Origin of the sequence: Rubrivirga sp. (assembly GCF_965213695.1) — a bacterium.
Lineage (GTDB): Bacteria > Bacteroidota > Rhodothermia > Rhodothermales > Rubricoccaceae > Rubrivirga.
In genome coordinates this window covers 203925-228197 of record NZ_OZ243912.1, presented here as the reverse complement: position 1 = coordinate 228197, position 24273 = coordinate 203925, and the positions used below count along the sequence as shown (strand labels likewise).

Below are 24273 nucleotides of genomic sequence, written 5' to 3'. Positions count from 1 at the left end.
ACAACTACATATAGTCATTCCCGCGCAGGCGGGGATCCAGGGAGGCCGAGCACGGTGCCGCACGAGCCCTGGATTCCCGCCTGCGCGGGAATGACTCCTCTTGGTTGGTCGCGGATCGAGAACACATCCGAGACCTTAGCGGCCCTGCCCTTGGAGGGGGACAGCTCCCCGACCTGGGAGCGGAGCGGCCGGAAGGGGAGCGAGGGGTCGGCCCACGAGCAACCTGACACCCCTCTAGCGGGTCCGCTGGCGTCCGGCCCGCTGCCGCTCCGGCTCCGGCTCGTCGAGGTCGAGGAGCGCCGGGTCGACGCGCCCGCTGGCATCGGTGAGGCCGGCGCGGCGGGCCTCCCGTTCGAGGTCGAAGCCCTCCGTCGTGACGATGGCCTCGATCACCTCGATCCGGCGCCGGAGCCGGTCGCGCTCGGCCTGGGCGTCGGCCAGTTCGTCGTCGAGGTGGTCCGTCGCGCGGCCCAGCTTGGCCGCCGTCTCGGCCTTCATCTTCTCGACCTTCTGGTACGTCCCCGCCAGGATGGCGACGATGGGGATGAGGAGCGCGAGGATCGGGATGAGAAGGGGCGACATGGCGGCGACGGGGTGCTCAGGGCAACGTACGCCGCAGACGGCCGGGCGGACGGACGGGTTGCGCTCAGACGCGGGGCAGCGGAGGCTTGATCTGCGCCAGCATCGTCGGGAGGTCGCCGGTGACGGTGTCCCAGACGACGTCGAGGTTCACGTCGTCGTACCCGTGGATGAGTCGGTCGCGGCCGCCCGTGCGATGTCGAGAAGCGTGGCGTCATGCCGCACGCCGGTAGAGGGGTCGAGCCGGTCCCAAGATCGACGCCCGGCGGATCGGGTTGTGGCTCCGCTCGACCGACCGCCGCGTCAGCAGATCGACGGGCCGCTCGACGATGGCTTCGAGGTCGTCCGCGAGTTGCACGAACTCGAACAGCCCGCGGCGCGTGCCGGGGACGAACTCGACGACCAGGTCGACGTCGCTGTCCGGCCCGAACCCGTCACCGGTGGCCGAGCCGAACAGGGGGGCAAGAAAGAGGCCCTCGCGCAGGAAGCCCTCACCCTGTCCCTCTCCCACGGGGAGAGGGGACGTCGTAGGCGCCACGGAGGGAGAGCTCGTTCGAGTATGCGATCGCCCTGCCCGACCGCCTCGGGCAAGCGCCGTCCACCCATCACACGCCGAACTGCTGGAGGTGGTGGTCCGTGTGCTTGTAGAACAGCGTGCTCCACTCGCGAGCCGTCAGCGGCCCGAACGAGTGCGACTCCCTCCCCTCGAAGGCCGCCGCCCCATCCGCTTGGAGCCGGCGGACGTATCCCGACAGGCGCGCCTGCTCGGCCTCGAAGTCTCTCGCCCCCTCGATGATGAACTCGGGCGCGGTCCGCATATTCCGCTTGTAGGGCCTCTCGCCCACGACGATCGGTTTGGCAATGAGCCGCAGCACCCAGCGGATCAGCGCGTTGGGTCGGGGGTGCGCCTCCGCGTAGGCCGGGTCGTAGACCGCCTCGAACGGGACGCAACAATGGGCCAGCATTTGGTCGACCGACATCGTGCCCCACAGCGGTTCGCTGGTGGGGGACAGGCGCTCGATGCGAGCGACCACCTCGTCAGCAACCGCGCGGTCAAAAATGTTCTTCATGGCTGAGAAAGGATGAGGGTCCCCGCCCTGAGTCGGGAGCTACAGGGTCACGGTGTGCCCGCGTGCCGGCGCCTCGACGTCGGCCCGGATCCCGGCCTCGTCGAACGCCTCCGCCAGCGCGGTCTGGCGCTCGGGGTCGCCGTGGACGAGGAAGACGGTCTGCAAGCGGTCCGGGTCGAGGGCGCCGACGAAGCCGACCAGGCCGGGCTCGTCGGCATGTGCTGAGAACGTGTTCATGACCTCGACACGCGCGCGGAGCGCGTGGGGCTTGCCGAAGATCTTGACCTCGGGCCGCCGCTCGACGATCCGTTTGCCGAGGGTGTGCTCGGCCTGGTAGCCCACGATCAGGACCGTGTTCTTGTCGTCCTCGACCGTGTTGCGCAAGTGGTGCAGGATCCGCCCGGCCTCGCACATCCCCGACGCCGAGATCACCACGAACGGGACGGCCAGCCCGTTGAGCTCCTTCGACCGCCGCGCTTCCCTCACGTACTCCAACCGCTCGAACCCGAACGGGTTGGGGTCTTCGAGCATGTACGCCAGGAGGTCCGCGTCGTAGCACTCGGGGTGGGTCTGGAACACGGCCGTCGCGTTGACCGCCAGCGGGCTGTCGACGAAGACCGGGATGCGGGGGATCCGGTCCTCGTTCCACAGCTGGTCGAGGTTGTGGACGAGCTCCTGGGTCCGCCCGACGGCGAACGCCGGGATCACGACGCGCCCGCCCTTGGCCGCGGTCTCGGTGACGATGGCCGCCAGCCGCTCTTTCGCCGCGTCGGTCGGCTCGTGCGTCCGGCCGCCATACGTGCTCTCGCAGATCAGCCAGTCGACGGGCGGCATCGGCTGGGGGTCGCGCAGGATGGGCCGGCCCGGGTTGCCGAGGTCGCCGGTAAAGCCGAGCCGCTTGCCGCCGGGCAGGTCGAGCGTCATCGTGGCCGAGCCCAGGATGTGGCCGGCGTCGCGGTAGACGACCTCGACGCCGCCGGGGACGTGGAACGGGGTGCCGTAGGGGACGCCATGAAAGCGGTTCATGATGCCCTCGGCGTCCTCCTGGTCGTAGAGCGGCTCGATCTCGGGCTCGCCCTTGTCGCGGATCTTCCGGTTGAAAAAGTCGGCGTCCTTTTCCTGGATGTAGGCGCTGTCGCGCAGCATGATCGCGCACAGGTCGCGCGTGGCGTGCGTCGCGTAGACGGTCCCCCGGAACCCGTCACGCCACAGCTTCGGCAGCAGGCCGGCGTGGTCGATGTGGGCGTGCGACAGCAGGACGGCGTCGACCGACGACGGGTCGCAGGGCCAGTCCCGGTTCTTCTCGCGCGCCTCGGAGCGGCGGCCCTGGAACAGACCGCAGTCCAAAAACAGGCGCGTGCCGTCGTCCAACTCGACGTAGTGGAGGGAGCCGGTGACGGTCCGGGCAGCGCCCCAGAAGGTGAGGGTCATGAGGTCGGCGGGAACAGGTCGGCAACGGGGAGCGGCGTCAGCTCGAGAGCCTCGGCGGTGACGGCCCCGTCGGCGTGGCGGACGAGGTCGCGGTACGCGCGGCCCTCGGGCTGGCGGCCCACCTGCGGAGCGCGGTGGGCATGGGACGGTGCGAGGACTTAGGCATGATACCGGGCGGCGCGCACGTCCGCAGCGTCGAGCACGGCGATGGCGGGACGCCCGAGGTCTGGGCCGAGATGGCCCGGCGCGGGACGTGGCTCTGCCCGACCCTCGGTGCCGTCGACGCGATCTCGCGCGACCAGGGCTGGGACCGTGGGGAGCCCCCGCCAGCCCGGATCGCCATCAAGCGCCGCCAGTTTTCAGCGGCCCTCACCGCCGGCGTCCCGCTGTGCGTCGGCTCGGACGTGGGCGTGTTCGACCACGGCGACCAAGCGGTCGAGGCCAAGCTGATGGTGGCCGCCGGGATGCCGGCGCTCGACGTGCTGCGGGCGGCGACGAGCGGCAACGCCCGGATGCTGCGGCTAGAGGGCCGGATCGGGTCCGTCCGCCCGGGGATGCTGGCGGACCTGGTGGCCGTCGAGGGCGACCCGTCGGCGGACGTGGCCGCGCTGCGCCGGGTCCGGCTGGTGGTCCAGGGCGGGCGCGTGGTGCGGTAGGAGCGGATCGCATCCGCCCTGCCCTGTGGATGGCTTCCACCAGGGACACCATGCATGTCCGTCTACTCGGGCGCCGGGCCGAGGACGTCCTCGATGGACCGCACCGTGACCGGCCCCAGCCCCAGCGCCTCGACATCGTCGCCCACGACCGACCAGTCGCCGACGACGACGACGGCCACCCGCTCCGGGTCGAGGTACTGGCGGGCAACGCGGGCCAGGTCGTCGGCCGTGACGGCGCGGACGTCGGCGGCGTAGCGGGCGTAGGTGTCGGCCGGCAAGTCGTCGAGCCACAGGGCGCCGACCATCGCGGCGGTGCCCCGGACGGTCGCGAACGGCGACGGGAACGACAGCGCGAGGTTGTCGCGCGCCTTCGCCAGCTCGTCGGCCGGGACGGGCGCGGCGATGCCGGTCAGCTCGTGGAAGAACTCCGTCAGGGCCGGCGCGGTGACGTCGGTCTGGACATCGGACGAGGCCGTGAACGGGCCGGGCACCGGGCGGTAGTCGAACCCCGAGCCGGCCCCGTAGCTGTAGCCGTTCCGCTCGCGGAGGTTCTGGTTGAGCCGGCTCGTGAAGCTGCCGCCCAGGATCGTGTTGAGGACCTGGAGCGCCGCGTAGTCCGGCGTCGACCGCGCCGCGCCGACGCGGCCGATCCGCACGACCGACTGGGCCGCGCCGGGCTTGTCGACGAACGTGATCGCGCGCGGGCCGACCTGCGCCGGCTCCGCGAGCGCGGCCGGCGCGGGCGCCTCGCCCGCCGGCCACGCTTGGGCCCCGAACGCCGCGTCGAGCCGGTCGGCCACGTCGTCCCACGACACGGCGCCGACCACGACGAGGGCCGCGTTGCCTGGCCGGACGGCGCGCTCGTGGAACGCCACCAAGTCGGCCCGCGAGATCGCGCCGACCGTCGCCGGCTCGCCGCTGCCCGTGCGGCCGTACGGGTGGTCCGGGCCGAAGACCGCGCGCGCGAACGCCACGCTGGCGATGGACCGGGCCTCGTCGCGGCGCTGTTCGAGCGCCGTCAACCGGCTCGTGCGGACGCGCTCCAGGTCGGCCTGGGGGAACGTCGGGCGGAGCGCCACGTCGGCCATGAGCGCGAGCGCGTCGTCGAGCTTCGACAGCGGCGTGTGGAGCTGGACCTGCACGCTGTGGACCGCGGCGCCGACGCGGAGGTCGATGCCGAGGAAGTCGACGGCGTCCGCCAGCTCCAGCGCGTCGAGCTCGCCGGCCCCCTCGTCCATCATGTCGGCGGCGAAGGCGGCCAGCCCGTCCTGGGCCCCGTCGTCGGCCGAGCCGGTGCGGACGAGCAGGTTGACCTGGGCGAGGGGGACGCCGGGCTTCTCGACGAACAGGACCGGCAACCCGTTCGAGAGCTGATGCCGCTCGACGGCCGGCGGCACGAACGCGGGCGCCGGGGCGAGGGCCGGCCGCGTGTCCCAGTCGGGTGCGGTCTGGGCAGACGGGGCGGCGGCGACGAGCGCCAGCAGGAGGACGGGAAGGAGGGTACGGGGTACGAGGTACACGGTACAGGAGGCGGAGTGAGGGCGCGTACCAGGTACCCTGTACCCCGTACCAGCCCGAGGGGCTAAAACAGCGGGACGGCGGTCTCGGAGCCAGTCAGCGCCAGCTCCGCCGCGCCCTCGGGGACGATGGAGAGCGCGACGCGGCGGTCGGTCAAGAACGTCATCGCGGCGTCGGTGAGGTCGCGCGGCGAGAGCGCGCGGAAGCGGCCGAGGTCCTCCTCGAAAAAGTCCGGCGTGCCGGTAAAGAAGAGGTAGGCGTTGAGCTGGTCGGCCTTGCCGCGGAACCCGTCGACCGTCTCCAACCCGTCCAGGAACGACGCCTCGACGCCGTTGACGACGCGCGCCAGCTCGCGCCCGTCCGGCGCTTCCGACCGGACCGCCGCCAGCTCCTCCGCGATCACGGCCTCGATCTCGTCCAGCGTGTGGCCGGGCCGGGCCGTCGCGACGACGTAGAACGTGCCCGAGTGGAGGTCACCGTCCTGGAACGCCGACACGTCCTGGGCGATCTCGAGCTCGTAGACCAAGCGTCGGTAGAGCCGGCTGTTCTTGCCGCCCGCGAGCACGCCCGCCAGCGCCTGCATCGCCGCGTCGGCGGGGGCGTAGGCGGCCGGGGCGTGCCACGCGAGGTAGAGCCGGGGGAGCTGGACGGCGTCCTCCAGCACCAGTCGATGCTCCCGGTCGAGCGTCGGCGTGGCGATGGGCTGGAGCGGCGGCTCGGGCCCGCTCGGGATCGACCCGTACCACTTCTGGACGAGGGCCCGGGTCTCGTCGAGGTCGATGTCGCCGGCCACGACCACGCTCGCGTTGTTGGGCGTGTAGTAGGTCCGGAAAAAGTCGACGACGTCGTCGTAGCTGGCGGCGCTGAGGTCGTCCATCGAGCCGATGGTGGGCCAGTGGTAGGGGTGGCTGGCGGGGTAGAGCGTCTGGCCGAGGACGGAGAAGGCGAGCCCGTAGGGCCGGTTCTCGTAGCTCTGGCGCCGCTCGTTCTTGACCACGTCGCGCTGGCCGTCGACGCTCTCGGGCGACATGGCGTCCAGGAGCGAGGCCATCCGGTCGGCGTCGAGGTAGAGCGCCAGCTCGAGCCCGTTGGTGGCGGCGTCGGTCGTGTAGTTGGTCCGGTCGCGCGTGGTCGAGCCGTTGGCCCCGCCGCCGGCCTCTTCGAGCCAGGTGTCGATGGCGCCCTCCGGCACGTGGCCCGAGCCCTCGAACATCAGGTGCTCGAAGAGGTGCGCGAACCCGGTCCGCCCCGGCGCCTCGCGCCCGCTCCCCACGTGGTACCACGTGTTGACGGTGACGGTCGGGACGGAGGCGTCGCGGTGCAGGATCACGTCGAGGCCGTTGTCGAGCTGGAACCGGTCGACGTCGACGGTGACCGCGGGCGCCTGGGCGGCGACCGCCAGGGGGACGGCGAGGACGAGGACGGTGAGGAGTCGGCGCATGAGCGGGACGGCGGTCTGTAGGTCTGGGGGGACTCGGCGTGCTGTGCGAGCAGAGCGGGGGCGGCGGACGGACCCCCCGTCCGGGCGCCCATCGCTCCGCTCAGGGGCGCCCGGACTGTCCCCCTTGGAGGGGGACAGCTTCCCGACCTGGGAGCGGAGCGACCGGAAGGGGAGCAGGGGGTCTGGGAAAGAGCAAGGGGTCTGGGACGAAGCACGCGGTTGCCCTGGCGAACGGGAGGGCGACGGAAGGTAGCCGCACGCGGGTGCGATCTTGCGGCATGGCCGAGACCCTCTCCGCGCTCCCCACCCCGCCCCCGGCGCCCGTCGAGCGCCGGCACGTGCCGGCCGTCGTGGTGGGGTGGGTCCAGGCCGGGCCGCTCGACGAGACCCAGAACGCGGCGCTGATGCGCGCGCGCGCGATGGTGCGAGAGGCGCTGCGGGCCGCGCTGCCCGGCTTCAAGTGGTCGTTCCCGCTCGTCCGGCGGACCGACCTCTACGCGGGCGGCCAGGAGGTCGAGCCGGTCGACCTCCTCGATGCCGGGGCGACCGAGCGGCGCGTGGCCGGGTGGGACTTCGCGCTCGTCGCGACCGGGGCCGACTTGCGCGCCCGGTTCCGGCCGTTCACGCTCGCCACGCCGTCCCAGGCGCTCGACGTGGCCGCGCTGTCGCTGGCCCGGCTCGACCCCGGCGCCCGCCACCCGGACCTCAGCGACGCCGAGCGGACCGAGCGGTTCGCGCATCGTCTGGCGGCCCTCGCGCTTCACGCCTTCGGCCACCTCAACGGGCTCGACCACGAGACCCACGAGGACGCCGTGATGTACCCGCCCCGCTCGCCGGCCGACCTCGACCGCTCGTCGCTCTCGTTCACCGAGCCCAACCGGACCGAGATCGAGGCCGAGGTCGCCGACGTGGCCGACCTGCGGATGGAAGAGGAGACCGTCTTCGACCAGCTCGGCGACGCCGCGTTCGCGCTCAAGGCGCTCGTCCTCAACTGGAACGATGTGGCCGACACGGTCTTGCAGATCCGCCCGTGGCGGTTCCCGTTCCAGCTCTCGAAGCTGACCACGGCCGCGATCTCGACGTTGATCGTGTTGGTCATGACGGCCGAGGCGTGGGACCTCGGCGCGCGCCAGCCGCTGTGGCACGTGGCCTGGCTCGCCGTGGTCGCCGTGGCCGGGACGAGCGCCTACCTCGTCCGCAAGCAGGGGCTGCTGGCGCGGCGCCACGGCCAGACGCGGACCGAGCAGCAGGTCGTCCAGTCGGCCTCGATCCTGCTCGCGCTCGGCCTCGGCATGTCGACGACGTGGGCCCTCCTGTTCGGGGCGACGCTCGTCCTCCGGCTCCTGTTCTTCGACGGGGCGATCCTGGACGGCTGGGCCGCGTCGCTGGGCCGGTCCGTCGGGCCGGACGAGGTGCTGGCGTTCGCCGGCTTCGTGTCGTCGCTCGGGATCGGCGTCGGCGCGCTCGGGGCCAGCTTCGAGGACCAGACGTACTTCCGCCACGTGGCCTACGTCGATGAGGAGACGTGAGCGGTGCCTGTTCGATGCGTGATTCGTGATGCGTGATTCTCTCTCCCGGTGCTTTGTGCCCGCGACCGCCACCCGTCCGCTTTTCCATTCCACGAGCTGGCGAGAGATCGCGAGCGGGATCCGGCCCCGCCTCGCGTGTCGCGCGTCGCTGCTGGGCCTCCTCCTGCTGGCGGGCTGCGGCGGGTGCAGGGGCGGCGTCTCGACGGCCGGACCGACCGCCGAGGTGCCCGGCGGGTTGCCCAACGGGGCTCTCTTGGCGGAGATCGACCGCGACTACTCGCCGGCCCAGACGCTCGGCTACGCCCGCGCCCGGGACGTGCTCTACCTCCACGAGCAGGACACCCGGGGCGCACTCTGCGGCCTCTATACCGACTTCTGCGTGACGCTCCCGCCCGGCGACCCGTCGGCGGTCGCGGCGGCGCTCGGGGTCAACGCCGAGCACGTCTGGCCCCAGTCGATGGGGGCCGACGAAGAGCCGCTCAAGAGCGACCTCCACCACCTGTTCCCGGCCCGGGACCGGGTCAACACGTCGCGGAGCAACCTCCCGTTCGGCGAGATCCCGGACGACCTGGCCGAGGCGTGGTACTGGCGTGACGCGAGCCAGTCGCGCCCGCCGCGGTTCGACGCCGACGGCTGGAGCGAGCGGGGCGCCGGCCGCTTCGAGCCGCCCGAGTCGCGGAAGGGCGACGTCGCCCGGGCCGTCTTTTACGTGGCCGCCGTCTACCCCGAGCGGGCCAACCCGACCTTCTTCCAGCTGATGCGCGCCGACCTGCTGGCCTGGAACCGCGCCGACCCGCCCGACGACGCCGAGCGCGCGCGGAGCGCCTGGGTCGCGACGCTCCAGGGGACCGAGAACCCGTTCGTCGGCGCCCCGTCGCTGGCGGACCGGATCTGGGGCGGCGGTTCGGCCCGGGCTCCCTCCGCCCCACCGACCGCCAGCAGCTCCCTCCGGATCACGGAGCTCCACTACGACAACGTGGGCGACGACGTGGGCGAGGGCGTCGAGGTGGCCGGGCCGCCGGGCACGTCGCTCGACGGCTGGCGGATCGTGCTCGTCAACGGGAACGGCGGCGCGGTCTACGACACGATCCCGCTGTCCGGCTCGATCTCGGCCTCGGGCGCCGTGTGGACCGGCGTGAAGGGGATCCAGAACGGGTCGCCGGACGGGCTCGCGCTCGTCGCGCCCGACGGCACGGTCGTCGAGTTCCTCAGCTACGAGGGCACGCTCGTCGCCAGCGACGGGCCGGCGCGGGGGACGTGGTCCGTCGACCTCGGCGCGAGCCAGGCGACGGACACGCCGGTCGGCACGACGCTCCACCGGCGCGACGGGCGGTGGGTGCGCGGGCCCGCGTCGCCGGGCCGGACCGACTGACGACCACGAGCGCCGGCCTAGGCCTCTGGGTCGGCCGGCCGCGGGGCCGTCTTCAGCACGACGGCGCCGGGCCGGCGGCCCACGGTAGGCGGCGGCGCGGCCTCGACCTCGACGGCGGGCGCCGCCTCGCCGACGGTGAAGTACTTCTCCTCGTGGAGGTGCGCCGCGTCGACGCGGGCCCGCCGCAGGAGGCCCAGCACGGTCTCGATCATCTGCGGGTGGCCGCAGGCGTAGCCCGCGACGTCGGCCGCGAGCCACCCCAGGCGGTCGAGGTGCTTGCGCAGCACGTCCTCCACGCGCCCGACCTCGCCGTCCCACCTGGGGTCGGCCCACGGGCGGCTGACGGTCGGGACGGCGATCACCCAGCCCTCGGCCGCGAGCCGGGCCAGCTCGGCGCGGTACGGGCCGAACTCGGCCGACCGGCTGGCGCCGTGGACGACCAGGAACCGGTGGTCCGCCGTCTCTCCTGCGGTCCGCGCCGCCACGTGCGCCCGGAGCATCGACAGGAACGGGGCGACGCCGGTGACGGTGCAGGCCATCACGTGGCGCGTCCGGGCGGCGTCGAGCACGAAGTGGCCGACGACCTTCCGCCGGACCCACACGGCGTCGCCGGCGCGGAGCGGCCACAGGACCGGCGTCAGCGCCCCGTCCGGCACGTGCTCGATGACGAGCTCCACGAGGGGCTCGTGCGGCGCGCTGGCCACTGAGTACGCCCGCTTAACGACGCCGCGGCCGGCCGGCATCGCGAGCGTGACGTACTGGCCGGGGCGGAACGCGAGCGGCTCGGCCGGCCGCAGCCAGAAGACCGCCAAGTCGTCGGCCACGTCGAGCCGGCGCTCGACGACGGCGCGGAGGTAGCCGGGAGGCGGGACGTCCATGCCGCAACGTAGGGCACGACGTCCAGGATCGCGTTCCGTGTGCCAGCTCGACGTGCGGGATCGGCCTCGGGGCGGAGGGCCGTGTCGCTCACGACGTGTGGCGAATGACTGGAGCGCCACACGCCGCGCAGAGGGCGGCCTCCGGCGTACGGAGCGGCTTCCCACACGTGGAGCACGGAGGCCCGTAGAGCGCGAGCCGGTGCTTGAGGATATGGTCAGCGTTGAACCCGGTCGCTCCGGTCAGTCGCTTGTACGCCTCGCGGACCGGGTGGTGCAGGCTTGCGATGGGCGTCTCCCGAAGCGTGGCGCCGTGCCGCTCGCGGTAACCCTTGATCGCCTGAGTGCCTTGGCGGTGGGCGTCTCGAACCTCTGCGAACTCGCCTTCGTCCAGCATCGGGACGTCTTGCCGACATCGCCAGCACCAGAGGGTTTTCATCGCGGTCTCGGCTAGTGGAGTCCTACCCCTTCGGCCGGAGCGTGACGACCGGCAGCAGGCACTCCTCCATCGTGACCCCGCCGTGCTGGAACGTGTCGCGGTACTGGTTCACGTAGCGGTTGTAGTTCGTCGGGTAGACGAAGTAGCTGTCGCCCTTGGCGAAGATGTAGTTCTCGTTGATCCCCATCCGCGGCAGCCCGTACGTCTCGGGCTCCTTGACGAAGATGGCGTCGTCGGAGTCCACCTTGAGGTTCCGGCCGTGCTTGTAGCGGAGCGACGTCGACGTCTCGCGGTCGCCGATGACCTTGGCCGGGTGGAGCGCGCGGACGGCCCCGTGGTCCGTGCTCACGACGACCGTGCAGTCGTGGCGGGCCAGCTCCTGGAGCGCCGCCAGCAGCCAGCTGTGGCCGAACCACGCCTCGGTCAGCGAGCGGTACGCCGGCACGTCGGGCGCGATCTCTTTCAGGATCCGCGTGTCGGAGCGGCTGTGGGCCAAGATGTCGACGAAGTTGACGACGATGGCCGACAAGTCGTGCTGGAGGGTGTCCGAGATCCGGTCGGCGAAGCTGAGCCCATCGGACTGGGACACCAGCTTGTCGTAGCGGACGCGGACGTCGCCGCGGTGCTTCCGCCGGAGCAAGTCCGTCAGAAACTCCGCCTCGTGGGCGTTGAGCGACGCCTCGTCCTGGCGCTCGTCGACGGTGTAGAGCTGGGGGAACCGGGCCGAGAGGTCGATGGGCAAGAGCCCGCCGAAGATGGCGTTCCGCGAGAACGGCGTCGCCGTCGGCAGCAGGCCGAAGTGCCAGTCCCGGTCGACGTCGTACAGCCCGTGGAGGTGCTTCTCGAACAACAGCCACTGGTCGTACCGCATGCAGTCGACCAGCAAAAAGACTACGGGCCGCTCGGGGCTCGATCCCACGTCGCCGAGGTGCGGGAACACCGCGCTCGGCAGGATCTCGTGGCTGAGCATGGGCCGGTCGCGGCGCGGCTTGTCACCAGCGCGGGCCGCCTCGATCCAGCGCGGGTACCGGTCCTCGACGAACCCGGCGAAGCGGTCGTTCGCCTCGCGGTACTGGTCGTCCAGGATCTGGCGGACGCCCTCGTCGGCGCCGGCCAGGTCGAGGTCGTGGCGGACGAGCTGCTCGTAGACCTCGGTCCACTCGGTCGCGTCGAGGTCGCCGGAGATCCGGGCCGCGAGCGGGCCGAACCCCTGGAGGTAGTCGCGCTGGACGGCCTCGCCGCGGATCTGGGCGCCGTCCAAGATCTTCTTGACCGAGAGCAGGATCTGCTTCGGGTTGACCGGCTTGATAAGGTAGTCGGCGATCTGGCGGCCGATCGCGTCCTCCATGATGTGCTCCTCCTCCGACTTCGTGATCATCACGACCGGCGTCTCGGGGCGGGCGCCCTTGATCTCCTGGAGCGCGTCGAGCCCGCCGAGCCCGGGCATCTGCTCGTCGAGGAAGACGACGTCGTAGCCGCCGCCCTCCTTCACGCGGTCGACGGCGTCGGCCCCGTTCGAGACCGTGTCGACGGCGTAGCCCTTGGCTTCGAGGAAGAGGACGTGGGGCTTGAGGAGGTCGATCTCGTCGTCGGCCCAGAGGATGCGGGGCATGCCGGTTCGGGAGGTGAGGGGCGTAACGACGGGCGGGATCGGTGCGGGCGGTGTCGGGTGCCAACGCCGCAAGTCGCGAGCGAGTGCCCGGGCGGCTCGGCCCCCCGTCGCAAAGCAGGGCCGGCGCCTCTCGTCGTCGGACGTCTCATCACCCCCATCGTTGTCATCCTGAGCGGAGCGAAGGATCTAGCCGCCGCCGCTCGGTGGCCCCGACCGGCCCGGCGCCAGCGTCCAGTAGATCCTTCGCTGGCGCTCAGGATGACGAGGGGGGCCACGGAGGGCGCCACGGCTTCGCGCGCTGGGAGCGTGCGGAGCGGGGGCAGAAAGCGTCGGCCGGAACGGGTGACGACGGCCGGAGCTGTTCCGTAGATTTCCGCCTCACTCATCGTCTGCACATGACTCGCCTTTTCGTCGCCGCGCTCGTGCTCGCGGCCATTCCCGTTGCCCAGGCCCAGGCGCCCGTCGCCCCGACCGCTCCCGGCCTGGCCTCCGCCGACCTCCCGCCGCTCCTCGACCGGGCCGTGTTCTTCGGCAACCCCGAGATCTCGGGCGCCCAGCTCTCGCCCGACGGGCGGTACCTCACGTTCGTCAAGGACTACGACGGCGTCCGGAACGTTTGGGTCAAGGGGATCGACGAGCCCTTCGACGCGGCCCGACCGCTGACGGCCGACGAGCGGCCCGTGCCGGGCTACTTCTGGAGCGAGGGCGGCCGGTACGTCCTCTACGTCCAGGACAAGGGCGGCGACGAGAACTTCCACGTCTACGCCGTCGACCCGGCGGAGGCCACGGGCGGCACGGTCCCCGAGGCCCGCAACCTGACGGACGTGGACGGGGTCCGCGCGATCATTTACTCGGTCCCCGAGAACGACCCGGACCACATCATCGTGGGGCTCAACGACCGGGACCCGGCCTACCACGACGTCTACCGCGTGGACCTGGCGACGGGCGAGCGCGAGCTGCTCATCGAGAACACCGAGCAGGTCGGCGCCTTCGGCTACGACGACGACGGCAACGTCCGCCTCGCGATCAAGCAGTCGCCCGGCGGCGGCACCGACCTCCACGCCGTCGACGCCGACGGCGCCGTCGGCGAGGTGCTGTACTCGTGCACGTTCGAGGAGAGCTGCTCCCCGCTCGGGTCCCACGCCGACGACGAGCGCCTCTACATGTCGACGAACAAGGGCGACCGGGACCTCACCGAGCTCGTCATCTTCGACCCCGAAACGCGAGCCGAGACGTTCGTCGAGCGCGACCCTGAGGGCCGGGCCGACTTCGGCGGCATGATCTACTCCGATGTCCAGGAGGAGGTCGTCGCGACGTACTACAACGGCGACCGGCTCCGCATTTACACGTCCGACCCCGAGTGGACGGCCGACCTCGCGTTCCTGCGCGAGCAGCTCCCCGAAGGCGACGTCCTGCCGGGCTCGATGACCGACGACGAGCGCAAGATGCTTGTGACCGTCACGCGCGCCGAGGACCCCGGCTCGGTCTACCTCTTCGACCGCGACGCCGACACCGTCGAGCTCCTGTACCGCTCCCGCCCCGACCTCCCCGTGGAGCACATGGCGCCGATGGAGGCCGTCCGCTACCAAGCCCGCGACGGGCGCGAGATCCCGGCCTACCTCACGCTGCCCCAGGGCGTGGCGCCGCGCGACCTGCCCGTCGTGATGTACATCCACGGCGGCCCGTGGTCCCGCGACTCGTACGGCTACGACAGCTACGCCCAGTTCTTGGCCAACCGCGGCTACGCCGTGCTCCAGCCCAACTACCGGAGCTCGACGGGCTACGGCAAGGACCACCTCAACGCCGGCAACAAGGAGTGGGGCACGGGCGCCATGCAGCACGACGTCACCGACGGCGTCCAGTGGTTGATCGCCCAAGGCATCGCCGACCCCGAGCGGGTCGCCATCTTCGGCGGGTCGTACGGCGGCTACGCGACGCTCGCCGGCGTCACGTTCACGCCGGACCTCTACGCGGCGGCCATCCCGTACGTGGCCCCGTCGAGCCTGGTCACGCTCATCGAGAGCTTCCCGGCCTACTGGCGGCCGTTCTTGGAGGGCACATGGTTCGCGCGCGTCGGCGACCCGGCCGTCGCCGAGGACCGCGCCGACCTTGAGGCCCGGAGCCCGCTGAACTTCGTCGACCGGATCCGGACGCCGCTGCTCGTGGTCCACGGGGCGAATGACCCGCGTGTGACCCAGCGCGAGAGTGACCAGCTGGTGATCGCGCTCCGCGACCGGGGCGTCGGCGTCGAGTACCTCGTGGCGCCGGACGAGGGCCACGGGTTTAGGGGCGAAGCCAACCGGATGGCGCTGGCGGCGGCCGGCGAGGCGTTCCTCGCCGAGCACCTCGGGGGCCGGGCCCAGACCGAGATGCCGGCCGAGATCGCCGACCAGCTCGCGCTCATCACCGTCGACCCGATGACGGTCGAGCTGGCCACGGGCCCCGCGGCCGCCCAAGCGGGCACGCTCGACGGCTCGATGCTGGCGCCCGTCACGGCGACCTACGCGACGACGCTGGACGTGATGGGCCAGGAGATCGCGCTCGACGTGACGCGGGCGCTCGCCGCGCGCGGCGACACGTTCGTGATGACCGAGACGGCCGACACGCCGATGGGCGCCATCGCCGACACGGTCGTCGTGGCCCAGGCCGACCTCCGCCCGCTCTCGCGGCGGATCGCGCAGGGCCCGGCGACGATCGCGTTCGACTACACGCCGGACCGCGTGACGGGCCAGGTCGAGGCCGGGGGCCAGACGATCCCCGTCGACGTCGCGCTCGACGCGCCGCTCGCCGTCGAGGGCCCCTCGCTGTCGTTCGGGCTCGGGACGCTCCCGCTCGCGGTCGGCTACCGGGCCCAGTTCGCCGGGTTCGACGCCCAGACCCAGAAACCGACGACGTACACCGTCGAGGTTACGGGGACGGAGACGGCCGAGACGCCGGCCGGCACGTTCGAGACCTGGGTCGTCGCGCTCACGCAGGGCGACGGGACCGGCGGCGGCAGCGGGACGATGTGGGTGTCGCAGGACCGGCCGGGCGTCGTCGTCAAGTCCGAGATCGGGCTCGGGCCCCAGATGGGCAACGGCACCGCGATGTCGGTGCTGACGTCGCTCGACTGACCAACCGCCGTCCGACCCGCGCGGGGTCTCCCCAGACGGGGGCCACGCGCGGGCGCCGCGGTGCGACGGTCGGACCCAACCCCGGCGGCGGGCGTGCCATGCGAACGGCGCCCGCCGCCCGTTGACGGCCCGCGCTTTTCCCGTTCCCCAGACGACCCCCGATGACCCGACTGATCCTCGCCGCCGCGCTGCTCGCGCTGGCGCCCTCCGCTCTCGCCCAGACCGACGGCCCGCCCTCCGACTGGCACCTCTTGGACCGCGACGCCGCCGGCGTCGCCGGCATCAGCCTCGACGCCGCCTACGACGCCCTCGGCGACCGCGAGCCGACCGAGGTCGTCGTCGCCATCATCGACTCGGGTGTCGACATCGAGCATCCCGACCTCGCGCCCGTTTTGTGGACGAACGCTGACGAGGTCGCCGGCGACGGCGTCGACAACGACGGGAACGGCTACGTCGACGACGTTCACGGGTGGAGCTTCCTGGGTGGGCCCGACGGCCGCAACATGGAGCACGACACGTACGAGTTGGCCCGGCTCGTCCGCCTGTGCCGGCTGGGCACGCCGGACGCGACGTACGGCGACTGCCCCGCGATCGAGGCCGCCCTTGAGGAGGAGCGCGCGCCGCTCGCCCAGCAGGCCGCCCAGCTCGCTCCGCTCCTGAGCGCGGCCCAGATGGCCGACGCCCAACTGACGGAGAAGTACGGCGACGACTACTCGCTCGACGACCTCGACGAGACCGACGACCCCGGCCCGCTCGTTTTCCTCGCGCAGCAGGGCGCCTCGCTCCAGGACCTCGAAGACTACGTCGCCAGCATCGAGAGCCGGCTGACTTACGGTCTCAACCCGGACTACGACGAGCGCGACCTGGTCGGCGACGACTACACCGACGTGGCCGAGCGGTTCTACGGCAACGCCGACGTGGCCGGGCCGGACCCGAACCACGGGACGGGCGTGGCCGGGCTCGTGGCCGCCGCGCGCGGCAACGACCTCGGCATCGACGGGATCGCGCCGGCCCGGATCATGGTGCTCCGCGCCGTGCCTGGCGGCGACGAGCGTGACAAGGACGTCGCCAACGCGATCCGCTACGCCGTCGACAACGGCGCGCGCATCATCAACATGAGCTTCGGCAAGGCGTACTCGCCGCAGAAAGCGGCCGTCGACCAAGCCGTCGCCTATGCCGTCGAGAACGGGGTCCTGCTCGTCCACGCCGCCGGCAACTCGGGCGAGGACATCGACGTGGCCGCCAACTTCCCGAACCGGACGTTCCTGGACGGGACGGTCACCGACGGCTGGCTCGAGGTCGGCGCCAGCGGGGCCGACCAGATGGCGCTCGCGGCCGGCTTCTCGAACTACGGCCGGACGGCCGTCGACCTGTTCGCGCCCGGCGCGCGCGTGATGTCGCTGAAGCCGGGCGGCGGCACCCAGACCGCCGACGGCACGTCGTTCGCGGCGCCGGTCGTGGCTGGCGTGGCAGCCCTCGTGATGGCCTACTTCCCCGATCTTTCGGCCGAGGACGTCCGCCAGATCCTGCTCGCCTCGGCGACGCGCTACGACGTCGAGACGGTGCGGCCGGGGACCGAGGAGCCGATTGGCTTCGCGACGCTGTCGGTGACGGGCGGCGTGGTCAACGCGGCCGAAGCCGTCCGGATGGCGGCGGCGCAGTCGGGCGGCTCGATGCCGCCGATGGGCGAGTAGCGCGGCCTCTCCGCCAGATTCCGTCAGGGCCGACTCCGCCTGGGGTCGGCCCTGATTCCGTTTTAGCCGCGGACCTTGCCCGGCGCTCCCCACGTCTGACCGCCTCCACATCCGCTGGTACCATGCCGACGTACAGCAAGGGCGACAAGGTCGAATGGAACTGGGGCTCGGGCACGGCCACGGGCACCGTCCAGGAGTCGTTCACCGACGAGGTGACGCGGACGATCAAGGGCACCGAGGTCACCCGCAACGCCGACGACGACAACCCGGCGTACCTCATCGAGCAGGACGACGGCGACCGGGTCCTCAAGTCCGAGAGCGAGCTCTCGAAAGCGTCGTGAGCGCTCCGACCACCACCCTCGCCGCCGCGCTCGGCTGGGCCGCCGGGATGCGCAGCATGACGTCCCCAGCCGCGCTGGCGCGGGCGCTCGCGAGCCGGACCTCGCCAGTCCCGCGCCTGGTGCGCCGTCGGCGCCAGCCGGCCCGGTCGCTCGGCTCCGAGCGCGCGGCGTCGCTGCTACCGCTCGCGGCGGCCGGCGAGATGGTCGCCGACAAGCTGCCCGCGATCCCCCCGCGGACGTCACCGCTTCCACTCGTTGGCCGGGTCGCGTCCGGCGCGCTCGTGGGCGCGGCGCTGGCGGCGGCGCGTCGCCAGAACCCGGTGCTCCCGATGCTCGTGGGCGCCGTCAGCGCGGGGGCCTCGTCGTTCGCCATGATGGAGCTGCGGCGGTGGGCCGGCGAGCGGTTCGACCTGCCCGACCCGGCCGTCGCCGTCGTTGAAGACGTGCTGGCGCTCGGGATCAGCCTAGCCGCGACGCGCGACGTGTAGTCGTTCAGCCACGAAAAACGCCCGGCCTCGCAAGGAGACCGGGCGCTCGGTTCGAGGCGGAGACGGGTGAGTCCTCGCCGTCGCCCTCCTCGCCGGTGACGATGTTCAGGACCGTCGTCATGATGTGGGCGCGGTCCGTCTCTAGCGGCATCTCCGAGTCCGTCCTACAGACCGCTCAGGGCCCTCCCCGGGCGCCATGCGCTGGTCTTACGGAACCCCAAAACGGTCAGTCGGTCTCCAGTCGGAGGTCCTGCGCCCGAAGCTGGAGCGTCGTCCGCCCATTCCACGTGTTCTCATCCACTTGGAACGCGAGCTCGAGCGGCCGGCCGCGGCGGACGCTGGTGAGCGCGGCGTCGTAGCGGTCTGCAAGGCCGAACCCGATCACCGAGAACACGGGCCCGTCGTCCTGGGCCACGCGCATCCGGAGGTGCTGCTTTTGGGCGCCGACGCACGACGGCTGGCCGACCACGCGGAGCCCCCGGCCCCAGAACGTCGGCCGCTGGTTGTCCGGGCCGTGCGGGCCGAACTGCTTGAGGACGCTCCAGAACCGCGGCGTGACGTCGCCGAGGTGGAGCGGCGCGTCGATCTCGATCTCGGGGATGAGGTCGTCCTCGGTGGCCGCCAGCCCGACGGCCACCTGGAGCCGCTCCCTCAGCGCGTCGAGCCGCTCGACCGGCAGCGCCAGGCCGGCCGCGAAGGCGTGGCCGCCGAACCGGTCGAGCAGGTCCTCGCAATGCGCGAGCGCGTCGTAGATCGAGATGCCCTTGACCGACCGGGCCGACCCCTTCGCCACGCCCGAGCCGCCGCCCGACGTGAGGAGGACGGCCGGCCGGTGGAAGTGCTCGGCGACGCGGCTGGCCGTGATCCCGATGACGCCGGGGTGCCACCCGGGCTTGTAAACGACGAGCGCCATCGGGTCGTCGGCCATCTGCCGCTCGGCGACCTCGAAGGCCTCGTCGCGCGTCTGGCGGTCGAGGTCGCGGCGGCGCAGGTTCAGGATCTCGATGGCGTCGACGAGCTGGCGCGCACGCACGGGGTCCGTCGACGCCAGCAGCTCGGCGGCCACGCTCGCGTCGTCGATCCGCCCGGCCGCGTTGATCCGGGGCCCGATCTGGAACACCATCTTCGACGACGTGCAGCACGTGAGGTCGACGCCGGCCCGCTCGGCGAGCGCGACGATCCCGACGCGCGGCGCGTCGCAGAGCTGCTTCAGCCCGGCCCGCATCAGCACCCGGTTCTCGCCCACCATCGGGACGATGTCGCACGCCGTGCTCACGGCGACCAGGTCGAGGTACGGCCACGCCTCCTCCTCCGGCAACCCGAGCTCGACGAGGACGGCCTGGATCAGCTTGAACCCGACGCCGCAGCCGCTCAGCCCGTCGAATGGGTAGTCGCAGTCGAGCCGCTTCGGGTCCAGGACCGCCGCCGCCTCCGGCAGCACGTCGCCCGGCGTGTGGTGGTCGCAGATGACGAGGTCGATGCCGTTCGCCGTGGCGTACGCCGCCGCGTTGATGGCCGTGATGCCGCAGTCGATGGCGACGATGAGCGCGGCGCCCCGCTCGACAGCTTGGTCGATGCCGGCCTCGCTCAGGCCGTATCCGTGCTCGAAGCGGTTGGGGATGAAGAAGTCGACCTCGATCCCCTGGCTCTGCAAGAACGTCGTCATCATGGCCGTCGACGTGGTCCCGTCGACGTCGTAGTCGCCGTAGACCATCACGCGCTCCCGGTTGCGGATGGCGGCCGAGACGCGGGCGACGGCCCGGTCCATGTCGCGCATCCGGTACGGGTCGTGCAGGCGCGAGAGCGACGGCCGGAAAAACGTGTGGGCGTCGTCGAACGTCCGGACGCCCCGGAGCGCGAGCGACCGCGCCAGCGCGTGCGGCAGGTCGTTGAGGTCGGACGCGAGCGCGTCGACCAACAGCTCGTCCTCGACGGGGCGGAGCGTCCACCGGACGGCGGGGGCGGCGACCTCCGTGTCGGAAGCCGTAGGCGAATCGTCGGTCATGTCTGCGATCAGTCTCTGTGACCGCGAAGATACACGGCGCCTAGTCCACGGCCCGCAGCCCGACGAACCCCAACATCCGGCCGGTCGTGCCGGCCTCGCCCCGGTACGAGTAGAACCGCCCGTCGGAGACGGTGCAGCCGGGCGCGACCTCGGTGCGGCCCACCCCGGCCTCGGAGAGCTGGCGGACCAAGTCGCTCCGCAAGTCGACGTGGGGGCGCGGCCACTCGGGCCGGCGCATGACGACGGCCGGGTCGAACTGGGACGCGACCTCCTCGCCCACCTCGAACGCGGCGGTCGAGATGCACGGCGCGAGGTACGCCTGCGTCCGCCCGGGCTCGGCCCCGAGCTCACGCATCGCCCACACCGTCTCGCCCACGATGCCGGCCACCGTCCCCCGCCACCCGCTGTGGCACGCTCCGACGACGCCGGCCTCGGCGTCGGCCAGCAACACGACCGCGCAGTCGGCCGCGACGACGCTGAGCGCCAAGCCCGGCCGGTCGGTGACGAGCCCGTCGTGCTCGGGCACGTGACCGGGCTCCTGGACCACGGCCACGTCTGCCCCGTGGACCTGGCCGACGGAGGCGACGGCCATCCCGGTGACGGTGGTCAGTCGGTTGCGGGCGGCGTCGAGGCTCTCGCCCGCGGGAGAGAACGTGCGCATCGTGAACCCGGCGACCACGCGCGGGTCGGCCGCGAAGCCGGGGCGCAGAATGGCGCCGGCGGTCAGGGTCGGGGGGACGTAGGTCATGCCAAGGCGCGGAGGGCCACCCGCCGGGCGACGTCGAGTGGGAACGGGCGTCCGGTCCACTGGCGGTAGCTCTCGCCCGCTTGGCCGAGCAGCATCGGGAGCCCGCCGACGGTCGTGGCGCCACGCGCAGCGGCGGCCTCGAGCAGTGGTGTCCGGGCGGGCCGGTACACCACGTCGTAGACGACCTGCCCCGGGCGGAAGTCGCCGTCGTCGGGCCACGGCGTCCGCCCGTCGCCCATCCCCAGTGGCGTCGCGTTGACCACGAGCGCGGCGTCGCGGACGCTCGCCCCGGCGGTGGCCGGCGCTTCGACTCGGATCTCCACCGGGCCCGTGCCGAGGTCGTCCGCCAGCTCCTCGGCCTGCGCCGGGCGCCGGGCCACCACCGTCACTCGGGTCGCCCTCGTCTTGGTGAGCACCGCGTGGACCACGGCCCGCGCCGCGCCGCCCGCACCGAACACGACGGCGGACTCGCCGGTCAGCGAAACGTCGGCGAGCGGCGCGAGGAAGCCGGCGACGTCGGTGTTGTCGGCCCGCCAGCCGACGTCCGTGCGGACGAGCGTGTTGGCGGCGCCGAGCGCACGGGCCGTCGGCGTGGCTTGGGACGCGAGCGCGAGCGCGGCGCGCTTGTGGGGGATCGTGACGTTCGCGCCCCGTCCGCCGAGCGCCCAGAGCCCGCTCATCGCCTCCTCCAGCCGACCGTCCTCGACGTCGCAGGCGAGGTAGACGAGGTCGAGCGCGTCGTGGGCGAACGCCGCGTTGTGGAGCGCCGGCGACAGCGAGTGCCCGACCGGGTGGCCCAGCAAGACCACCAGCCCCGTCATCGCCGTGGGCATGGTCACCTAGCGCTCGTCGCCGGCCGTCCCCTGAAGCCCGCCGGTCCGGGTGTCGCCGCCCATCAGGTCGGGGTAGGCCCGGCGGATCTCCTCGGCGCGCGACGGGTCCAGCTCGGCCGCCCGGCGGAACGACCGGACGGCGCTCTCGCGCTGGCCGACCGACGCGAGCGCCCACGCCTGCCGCAGGTGGGCCTCCGACGACGTCGGGTCGAGCCGGACGACTTGGGAGAAAGCGTCCAGCGCTTCGGTACGGTGGCCGGCCTCGAGGCGCGTCTCGGCCAGGTCGAGCCACGCATCTTTGTTCTGCGGGTCGAGCCGGACGACGTGGGTGTAGGCGCGCAAGGCCTCCGCGAGCCGGCCGGCGTTGTACTCGGTGTCGGCCCGGGCGTGCCAGTACTCGCCCTCCTCAGGCGCCAGCGCGATGGCCCGGGCGAACGCCGCGAGCGCCTCGTTGTACAGCCCCTGCCCGTCGAGCGCGCAGCCCATCCCGTACCACGCATCCGCGTAGTCGGCATCGTCGGCGACGGCGCGGCGGAAGTAGTCGACGGCGGCCGTGTAGTCGGCCAGGTCGTCGTAGGCCAGGCCGAGGTTGTAGAACGTGGCCGCGTCGCCGTCCTCGTGCTCGAGCACCTTGAGGTAGCTGTCGGCCGCCCCCTGCGCGTCGCCGACGTTGGCGAGCGCGTTCCCCCGGTTGTACCACGCCGACGTGAACCCGTCGTCGATGGCCACGGCGAAGTCGTAGGACGAAACGGCCTCCTCGTAGCGGCCGAGCCGGTTCAGCACGATCCCCCGGTTGTACCACGCGTTCTGCGCGTACGGGTCGACCTCGATCTGCTGGTCGTACGCCTCGACGCTGTCTTCCAAGCGGTCGAGCTGGTCGTAGCAGAATCCGAGCTCGTACCAGACCTCGGGGTGCTCGGGGTCGACCTCGGCACACGCTTCCAGCACCGCCGCCGCGTCCTCGTACCGATCGAGCTTCTCCAACGCGATGGCCTGGTTGAACAGCGCGTCCGACGCGAACGGATCGTACGCGAGGGCCTGCTCGAAGTCCGCCAGCGCCTCCTCCGGCCGGCCCAGCGTGTCGAGCGTGATCCCCCGGTTCACCAGCGTCTCCGCATCGACCGGGTTCAAGGCGAGGGCGTGGTCGTATGCGTCGAGCGCCTCCTCGTGGCGGTCGAGGTGGTTCAGCAGGATTCCCCGGCGCATCCACGGGTCGGAGGACCCCGGCGACCGCTCGATCTGGGTGTCGACCACGCCGAGAGCGTCTGTCAGCCGTCCGGTCTCGAAATACGTCGTGGCGATGTATTCGAGGTCGTCGACATCGAAGAACGCCGCGCTCCCCTCGCGCAGGTGCGTCTCGTAGGCTTCGATCAGGTCGTCCGACCGGTCACCGTCGGCGTGCTCGTCGAACTCGAAGTCGAACATTCGCGGTCGAGCGCGGGGCTCTGCAACAGGTGGGGGACTGGCGAGGAGCCGCCCGAGGCCCCCGCGTCGGCGCTAGTATAGTCGGGCCCCGACCGGGATGCAATGACGGGCGAGATCCTCGCGCTGTCTTGGTCGCCTCTTACGGCGTGCCCGCGGGATGTTCCACATCGCCCCTGGAGACCGCTCACGCATGCTTTTCAGCTTCGAAGGGATCGACGGGTCCGGCAAGTCCACCCAGGCCCGGCTGCTGGCCGCTGCCCTCCGGGAGCGGGGGTTCGAAGTGGTCGACGTCCGCGAGCCGGGGGGGACGGAGGTGGGGGAGCGCATCCGAGCGCTGCTCCTGTCGCCCGACTCGTCCATCGCTCCGAGAGCAGAGCTGCTGCTGTTCTCGGCAGCCCGAGCCCAGTTGGTGGACGAAGTGGTCCGCCCGGCCCTGGGCCGCGATGCCGTCGTCGTCGTCGATCGGTACTTCGATTCATCAACGGCGTACCAAGGAGGAGGACGCGGGCTTGCCGACAGCCAATGGCTTGATACGCTCCACCACTTCGCCACGGCCGGCCTGACTCCAGATCGGACGTACCTCGTCGACCTGGACGTCGAGGCCGCCGCGAAGCGGAGGGGGGGCCTGAACCCAGACAGGATGGAGAGCGGAACCGCCGGTTTCCACGAGGCCGTCCGACAAACGTATCACGCCATCGCGGCCCGACATCCGGAGCGCGTCCGGGTCCTAGACGGCCACCGGGCGCCCCAAGAACTCCATGGCGTGATCCTCACAGACGCGCTCGAACGTCTTGATGGCTCAACGAGAAGATCCTGAACTGGGAGGAACGAGTCCCCAAACAAAAGAGCCCCGCCGCTTCAGAAGCGACGGGGCTCACAGGGACTTGGCGACGACCTACTCTCCCACCTAGTGGCAGTACCATCGGCGCTGCGGGGCTTAACGGCTCTGTTCGGAATGGGAAGAGGTGGGACCCCCGCGCTATAGTCACCAAGAAATCGGTGACGTGCGGATAGCCGTAGCAAAACTGCATCGGGTGGCCTGGGCGAACCCAGACCTCTCGTGGAAAATCATATCGAGCGTCTCGAATCATCCCCCGGTACGTA

21 protein-coding genes, 1 rRNA gene and 1 pseudogene are annotated in these 24273 nt (G+C 71.9%); 8 read left to right on the top strand and 15 right to left on the bottom strand.

The window, feature by feature from the left end; genetic code table 11:
• Positions 1 to 234: 234 nt before the first annotated feature.
• The 6 genes and pseudogenes from ACOOHE_RS01030 to ACOOHE_RS01005 form a co-directional block, all read right to left on the bottom strand.
• Positions 235 to 582: a hypothetical protein gene (locus ACOOHE_RS01030; RefSeq protein WP_420455941.1), complete on the bottom strand. Its 348-nt coding sequence runs from the start codon at positions 580 to 582 to the stop codon at positions 235 to 237.
• Positions 583 to 646: 64 nt separating this feature from the next.
• Positions 647 to 760: pseudogene (locus tag ACOOHE_RS01025) on the bottom strand (DUF86 domain-containing protein); the annotation flags it as partial.
• A gap of 33 nt (positions 761 to 793) precedes the next feature.
• Entirely contained in the window at positions 794 to 1090 is a 297-nt protein-coding gene (locus ACOOHE_RS01020) for a nucleotidyltransferase family protein (protein ID WP_420455940.1), read from the bottom strand.
• Positions 1091 to 1184: 94 nt separating this feature from the next.
• Positions 1185 to 1649: a DUF1569 domain-containing protein gene (locus ACOOHE_RS01015; RefSeq protein ID WP_420455939.1), complete on the bottom strand. Its 465-nt coding sequence runs from the start codon at positions 1647 to 1649 to the stop codon at positions 1185 to 1187.
• Between the two features lie 39 nt (positions 1650 to 1688).
• Positions 1689 to 3080 (bottom strand): MBL fold metallo-hydrolase RNA specificity domain-containing protein, encoded by a 1392-nt coding sequence (locus ACOOHE_RS01010; RefSeq protein ID WP_420455938.1) that lies wholly within the window; start codon positions 3078 to 3080, stop codon positions 1689 to 1691.
• A complete protein-coding gene (locus ACOOHE_RS01005) occupies positions 3077 to 3202 on the bottom strand; it encodes a hypothetical protein (RefSeq protein ID WP_420455937.1) in 126 nt (41 codons plus the stop codon). Before ACOOHE_RS01005 ends, ACOOHE_RS01010 begins: the two co-directional genes overlap by 4 nt.
• A gap of 42 nt (positions 3203 to 3244) precedes the next feature.
• Here ACOOHE_RS01005 and ACOOHE_RS01000 point away from each other — a divergent pair, with 42 nt between their 5' ends.
• Complete coding sequence (locus ACOOHE_RS01000; protein WP_420455936.1) at positions 3245 to 3736, top strand: amidohydrolase family protein; 492 nt, start codon at positions 3245 to 3247, stop codon at positions 3734 to 3736.
• A gap of 62 nt (positions 3737 to 3798) precedes the next feature.
• On the opposite strand, the gene ACOOHE_RS00995 is transcribed toward ACOOHE_RS01000, so the two are convergent.
• On the bottom strand, positions 3799 to 5256 hold the full coding sequence (locus ACOOHE_RS00995; RefSeq protein WP_420455935.1) for a M16 family metallopeptidase: 1458 nt from the start codon (positions 5254 to 5256) through the stop codon (positions 3799 to 3801).
• Between the two features lie 62 nt (positions 5257 to 5318).
• Positions 5319 to 6695: a M16 family metallopeptidase gene (locus ACOOHE_RS00990; protein WP_420455934.1), complete on the bottom strand. Its 1377-nt coding sequence runs from the start codon at positions 6693 to 6695 to the stop codon at positions 5319 to 5321.
• A gap of 278 nt (positions 6696 to 6973) precedes the next feature.
• Between ACOOHE_RS00990 and ACOOHE_RS00985 the strand changes: the two genes are divergently transcribed.
• Positions 6974 to 8224: a DUF2391 domain-containing protein gene (locus ACOOHE_RS00985; protein ID WP_420455933.1), complete on the top strand. Its 1251-nt coding sequence runs from the start codon at positions 6974 to 6976 to the stop codon at positions 8222 to 8224.
• A gap of 55 nt (positions 8225 to 8279) precedes the next feature.
• Positions 8280 to 9596: an endonuclease gene (locus ACOOHE_RS00980; protein ID WP_420455932.1), complete on the top strand. Its 1317-nt coding sequence runs from the start codon at positions 8280 to 8282 to the stop codon at positions 9594 to 9596.
• 17 nt (positions 9597 to 9613) lie between these two features.
• On the opposite strand, the gene ACOOHE_RS00975 is transcribed toward ACOOHE_RS00980, so the two are convergent.
• Both ACOOHE_RS00975 and ACOOHE_RS00970 read right to left on the bottom strand, forming a co-directional pair.
• The gene (locus ACOOHE_RS00975) at positions 9614 to 10474 is read right to left on the bottom strand and encodes an FAD-binding oxidoreductase (protein WP_420455931.1); all 861 of its coding nucleotides are present in this window, start codon (positions 10472 to 10474) and stop codon (positions 9614 to 9616) included.
• Between the two features lie 458 nt (positions 10475 to 10932).
• Positions 10933 to 12522 carry a response regulator gene (locus tag ACOOHE_RS00970; RefSeq protein ID WP_420455930.1) on the bottom strand — a complete coding sequence of 530 codons (1590 nt, stop codon included), beginning with the start codon at positions 12520 to 12522 and terminating at the stop codon, positions 10933 to 10935.
• Between the two features lie 395 nt (positions 12523 to 12917).
• Between ACOOHE_RS00970 and ACOOHE_RS00965 the strand changes: the two genes are divergently transcribed.
• The 4 genes from ACOOHE_RS00965 to ACOOHE_RS00950 all read left to right on the top strand — a co-directional run bounded on the left by ACOOHE_RS00965 (position 12918) and on the right by ACOOHE_RS00950 (position 18158).
• Entirely contained in the window at positions 12918 to 15635 is a 2718-nt protein-coding gene (locus ACOOHE_RS00965; RefSeq protein WP_420455929.1) for an alpha/beta fold hydrolase, read from the top strand.
• Between the two features lie 161 nt (positions 15636 to 15796).
• The gene (locus ACOOHE_RS00960) at positions 15797 to 17329 is read left to right on the top strand and encodes a S8 family serine peptidase (RefSeq protein ID WP_420455928.1); all 1533 of its coding nucleotides are present in this window, start codon (positions 15797 to 15799) and stop codon (positions 17327 to 17329) included.
• A 122-nt stretch (positions 17330 to 17451) separates the two neighbouring features.
• A complete protein-coding gene (locus tag ACOOHE_RS00955) occupies positions 17452 to 17670 on the top strand; it encodes a DUF2945 domain-containing protein (protein ID WP_420455927.1) in 219 nt (72 codons plus the stop codon).
• Positions 17667 to 18158 carry a DUF4126 family protein gene (locus ACOOHE_RS00950; protein WP_420455926.1) on the top strand — a complete coding sequence of 164 codons (492 nt, stop codon included), beginning with the start codon at positions 17667 to 17669 and terminating at the stop codon, positions 18156 to 18158. The genes ACOOHE_RS00955 and ACOOHE_RS00950 overlap by 4 nt, the downstream gene beginning before the upstream one ends.
• A 226-nt stretch (positions 18159 to 18384) precedes the next feature.
• Here the strand turns inward: ACOOHE_RS00950 and recJ are convergent, their stop codons facing one another.
• Genes recJ through ACOOHE_RS00930 form a run of 4 tightly spaced genes read right to left on the bottom strand, consistent with a single transcriptional unit; the run spans position 18385 to position 23169 of the window.
• Positions 18385 to 20163, bottom strand: a complete 1779-nt coding sequence (recJ, locus tag ACOOHE_RS00945; protein ID WP_420455925.1) for a single-stranded-DNA-specific exonuclease RecJ — start codon at positions 20161 to 20163, stop codon at positions 18385 to 18387.
• A gap of 40 nt (positions 20164 to 20203) precedes the next feature.
• Positions 20204 to 20911 carry a polyphenol oxidase family protein gene (locus ACOOHE_RS00940; protein ID WP_420455924.1) on the bottom strand — a complete coding sequence of 236 codons (708 nt, stop codon included), beginning with the start codon at positions 20909 to 20911 and terminating at the stop codon, positions 20204 to 20206.
• Positions 20908 to 21744, bottom strand: coding sequence for a shikimate dehydrogenase family protein (locus tag ACOOHE_RS00935; protein WP_420455923.1), 837 nt, complete (start codon positions 21742 to 21744; stop codon positions 20908 to 20910). The genes ACOOHE_RS00940 and ACOOHE_RS00935 overlap by 4 nt, the downstream gene beginning before the upstream one ends.
• Before the next feature lie 6 nt (positions 21745 to 21750).
• Positions 21751 to 23169 (bottom strand): tetratricopeptide repeat protein, encoded by a 1419-nt coding sequence (locus ACOOHE_RS00930; RefSeq protein ID WP_420455922.1) that lies wholly within the window; start codon positions 23167 to 23169, stop codon positions 21751 to 21753.
• 190 nt (positions 23170 to 23359) lie between these two features.
• On the opposite strand from ACOOHE_RS00930, the gene tmk reads away from it, so the two are divergent.
• Positions 23360 to 23986, top strand: coding sequence for a dTMP kinase (tmk, locus tag ACOOHE_RS00925; protein WP_420455921.1), 627 nt, complete (start codon positions 23360 to 23362; stop codon positions 23984 to 23986).
• A gap of 65 nt (positions 23987 to 24051) precedes the next feature.
• Here tmk and rrf read toward each other — a convergent pair.
• Positions 24052 to 24162: ribosomal RNA gene (gene rrf, locus ACOOHE_RS00920) — 5S ribosomal RNA — on the bottom strand.
• Positions 24163 to 24273: the final 111 nt, after the last annotated feature.

Excerpts from the sequence above, each read along its gene's own strand:
- ACOOHE_RS01030 (WP_420455941.1), bottom strand. The coding sequence starts at position 582 with ATGTCGCCCCTTCTCATCCCGATCCTCGCGCTCCTCATCCCCATCGTC.
- ACOOHE_RS01015 (WP_420455939.1), bottom strand. The coding sequence starts at position 1,649 with ATGAAGAACATTTTTGACCGCGCGGTTGCTGACGAGGTGGTCGCTCGC.
- ACOOHE_RS01010 (WP_420455938.1), bottom strand. The coding sequence starts at position 3,080 with ATGACCCTCACCTTCTGGGGCGCTGCCCGGACCGTCACCGGCTCCCTC.
- ACOOHE_RS01000 (WP_420455936.1), top strand. The coding sequence starts at position 3,245 with ATGATACCGGGCGGCGCGCACGTCCGCAGCGTCGAGCACGGCGATGGC.
- ACOOHE_RS00990 (WP_420455934.1), bottom strand. The coding sequence starts at position 6,695 with ATGCGCCGACTCCTCACCGTCCTCGTCCTCGCCGTCCCCCTGGCGGTC.
- ACOOHE_RS00985 (WP_420455933.1), top strand. The coding sequence starts at position 6,974 with ATGGCCGAGACCCTCTCCGCGCTCCCCACCCCGCCCCCGGCGCCCGTC.
- ACOOHE_RS00975 (WP_420455931.1), bottom strand. The coding sequence starts at position 10,474 with ATGGACGTCCCGCCTCCCGGCTACCTCCGCGCCGTCGTCGAGCGCCGG.
- ACOOHE_RS00970 (WP_420455930.1), bottom strand. The coding sequence starts at position 12,522 with ATGCCCCGCATCCTCTGGGCCGACGACGAGATCGACCTCCTCAAGCCC.
- ACOOHE_RS00965 (WP_420455929.1), top strand. The coding sequence starts at position 12,918 with ATGACTCGCCTTTTCGTCGCCGCGCTCGTGCTCGCGGCCATTCCCGTT.
- ACOOHE_RS00960 (WP_420455928.1), top strand. The coding sequence starts at position 15,797 with ATGACCCGACTGATCCTCGCCGCCGCGCTGCTCGCGCTGGCGCCCTCC.
- ACOOHE_RS00955 (WP_420455927.1), top strand. The coding sequence starts at position 17,452 with ATGCCGACGTACAGCAAGGGCGACAAGGTCGAATGGAACTGGGGCTCG.
- recJ (WP_420455925.1), bottom strand. The coding sequence starts at position 20,163 with ATGACCGACGATTCGCCTACGGCTTCCGACACGGAGGTCGCCGCCCCC.
- ACOOHE_RS00940 (WP_420455924.1), bottom strand. The coding sequence starts at position 20,911 with ATGACCTACGTCCCCCCGACCCTGACCGCCGGCGCCATTCTGCGCCCC.
- ACOOHE_RS00935 (WP_420455923.1), bottom strand. The coding sequence starts at position 21,744 with ATGCCCACGGCGATGACGGGGCTGGTGGTCTTGCTGGGCCACCCGGTC.
- ACOOHE_RS00930 (WP_420455922.1), bottom strand. The coding sequence starts at position 23,169 with ATGTTCGACTTCGAGTTCGACGAGCACGCCGACGGTGACCGGTCGGAC.
- tmk (WP_420455921.1), top strand. The coding sequence starts at position 23,360 with ATGCTTTTCAGCTTCGAAGGGATCGACGGGTCCGGCAAGTCCACCCAG.